The organism is Mycobacterium sp. (assembly GCF_050701675.1).
GTDB lineage: Bacteria > Actinomycetota > Actinomycetes > Mycobacteriales > Mycobacteriaceae > Mycobacterium.
The window spans coordinates 1-2418 of record NZ_JBOGDD010001232.1 but is presented as its reverse complement, the minus strand read 5'-3'; the positions used below and the strand labels follow the sequence as shown (position 1 = coordinate 2418).

General features: G+C 67.5%; 2 protein-coding genes. One reads left to right on the top strand and one right to left on the bottom strand.

Features of this window, described 5'->3' with window-relative positions; translation table 11 throughout:
- Window positions 1–113 precede the first annotated feature (113 nt).
- Window positions 114–1298, bottom strand: a complete 1185-nt coding sequence (locus ACRDUX_RS38245; RefSeq protein WP_526422330.1) for an MFS transporter — start codon at window positions 1296–1298, stop codon at window positions 114–116.
- 134 nt (window positions 1299–1432) lie between these two features.
- Between ACRDUX_RS38245 and ACRDUX_RS38240 the strand changes: the two genes are divergently transcribed.
- Window positions 1433–2418 (top strand): ROK family protein (locus ACRDUX_RS38240; protein WP_526422328.1); only part of this gene is annotated, 986 nt, incomplete at its 3' end.

The following is a 2418-nucleotide window of genomic DNA, read 5'->3' as shown; positions in this document are numbered from 1 at the left end:
CGTCGGTGTCATCGACGGCCGCAGAACCACGTCTTTGTGCAGGCTCAGAAAGTGGAGGCTGAGGCACCACTGCGCGGTGTCGTCCTCGGTGGGATGACTCTCGCTGGGCGCCATCAGCGCTTGGCCGTCCACCGCTGCAGCAGCACCGAGATCGTCAGGATCACGAGTCCTGCCGCGGCAAGCAGTGCGCCGGTCGCGGCGGGCGCGGTGTAGCCGTATCCGGCCGCGATCACCACTCCGCCGATCCAGGCGCCCGTCGCATTGGCGATGTTCAGGGCCGAATGGTTCAGAGCGGCAGCGAGGGTCTTGGCGCCGTGGGCGACGTCCATCAGACGGGTCTGCAGGGCAGGGCCGATCGCCGAGCCTGCCGCACCGATGAGGAACAGCCCGAGCATCGCCGTCCACGGGTTGCGCGCGGCGACGACGAACAGTGCAAGGACGACACCGAGTGTGGTGATCGAGGCGTACAGACTGCCGACCACCGAGATGTCGGCCATCTTCCCGCCGACCAGGTTGCCGACCACCATTCCGAGGCCGAAGACCATGAGCGCCAACGGAACCAGTCCGAGCGCAAGGCCAGACACGTCGGTAAGCGTCGTGCTGACGTAGGTGTAGACCGCGAACATGCCGCCGAAGCCGACCATGCCGATCAACAGCGCCAGCCACACCTGCGGTCGACGGAGCGCGCTGAGTTCGGTCAGGGGGCTGGTGGCGTGCATGGCGCTCAGATCGGGCAGCCAGTGCCAGAGGGCCGTCAGGGTGATGACGCCGATGACGACGACCAGTCCGAACGCGCTGCGCCAGCCGAGTCCTTGACCCAGCCAGGAGGCGATGGGTACGCCGAGGACGGTCGCGACGGTCAGACCCGTCATCACGTGTGCGACGGCCTTCGCCCGGTTCTTCGGGCCCATCAGGTGCCCGGCGACCAGTGCGGCGACGCCGAAGAACGCGCCGTGGGGGATGCCCGAGACGAAGCGTGCGGCCATCAACGTGCCGTATGTCGGCGCCAGGACGCTGGCCAGGTTGCCGAGGGTGAAGACCGCGATCAGCCCGAGCAACAGGGTCTTGCGGGGCACGCGCGCGGTGAGGGAGGCGATGACGGGGGCGCCGATGACCACGCCGAGGGCGTAGGCGGAGATCACGTGTCCGGCGATCGGTTCGGTGATGTTCAGGCTCGAGGCGATGTCGGGCAGCAGGCCCATCGCCACGAACTCGGTGGTGCCGATGCCGAAGCCGCCGACGGCGAGGGCGAATACCGCAAGCCACCGCACGGATGGCGGTGGCGACACCACGGACATCGGTAGCAGAGGTCGTTCCAGTGATCTTGTCACCGGGCTAACGGTAGCCGCACTTATGCCGTTCTTCAAACCGACTTTTGTCTTTTGTGACACAAAAGTGGCGAGGCTTACGTTTCTCGGGTTCAATCGATGACATGGCCATCAGGGGCGAGCGAAGCGACGGGAGGGCCATCAGGGGCGAGCGAAGCGACGGGAGGAATTCCGTCGGCGATGTCCTCGCGCTCATCAGGCAGCATCGCGACGTCACCCGTACCGACGTCGGTCACCTGACCGGTTTGTCCCGCACCGCCGTCGCATCACGGATCGCCGCTCTGACGACGCTGGGCCTGGTCGCCGAACGCGAGCAGGCGCCGTCGACCGGCGGCCGCCCGCCGACGATGCTGTCCTTCGACGTCGGGGCAGGCGTGGTGCTCTCGGTCGCTGTCGGCATCAGTCGCACCCGGCTCGCGGTGTGCAACCTGGCAGGCGAGGTGCTCTCGATCACCGATATCGATCAGGAGGTCGCGCTCGGCCCGGACGACCTGATGCCCGACATCGTCAAACGGCTCGACGTGATGCTCCAGGAGTACGCGGCCGTTCCGGTCTACGGGGTCGGGCTGAGCCTGCCGGGAACCGTCGACCGCGACCGGGGCTGCAGCCGCGACTCGCCGATCCTGCGCGGCTGGGATGGTGTCGAGCTGCGACCGTATTTCAGCGAGCTGCAACGACTCTCGGGCGTTCCCGTGGTGCTGGACAACGACGCCAACGCGATTGCCGCCGTCGAGCGCCAAGGCTACGACGACGTACTGGTGATCAAGGCCTCCAGCGGCCTCGGTGCGGGCATCGTCGCGGGCGGGGTGTTGCAGCGCGGTGCCGTACAGGCCGCTGGTGAGTTCGGGCACAACAAGATCGCTGCCGCACTTGGACTTCCGTGTCGCTGCGGGGACACCGGCTGTGTGGAGGCCATCGCAGGCGGGTGGGCGATGGTGGGGGCGTTGCAGCAGCAGGGCCACTCGGTCCGGCATCTCCGCGACGTCGTCGAACTGGCGCACGAGGGTGACGCCGAGGCGCGGCGCATGATCCGGGACAGCGGCAGATACGTCGGTGAAGTCCTCGCTGCGGCGGTGAACCTGTTGAACCC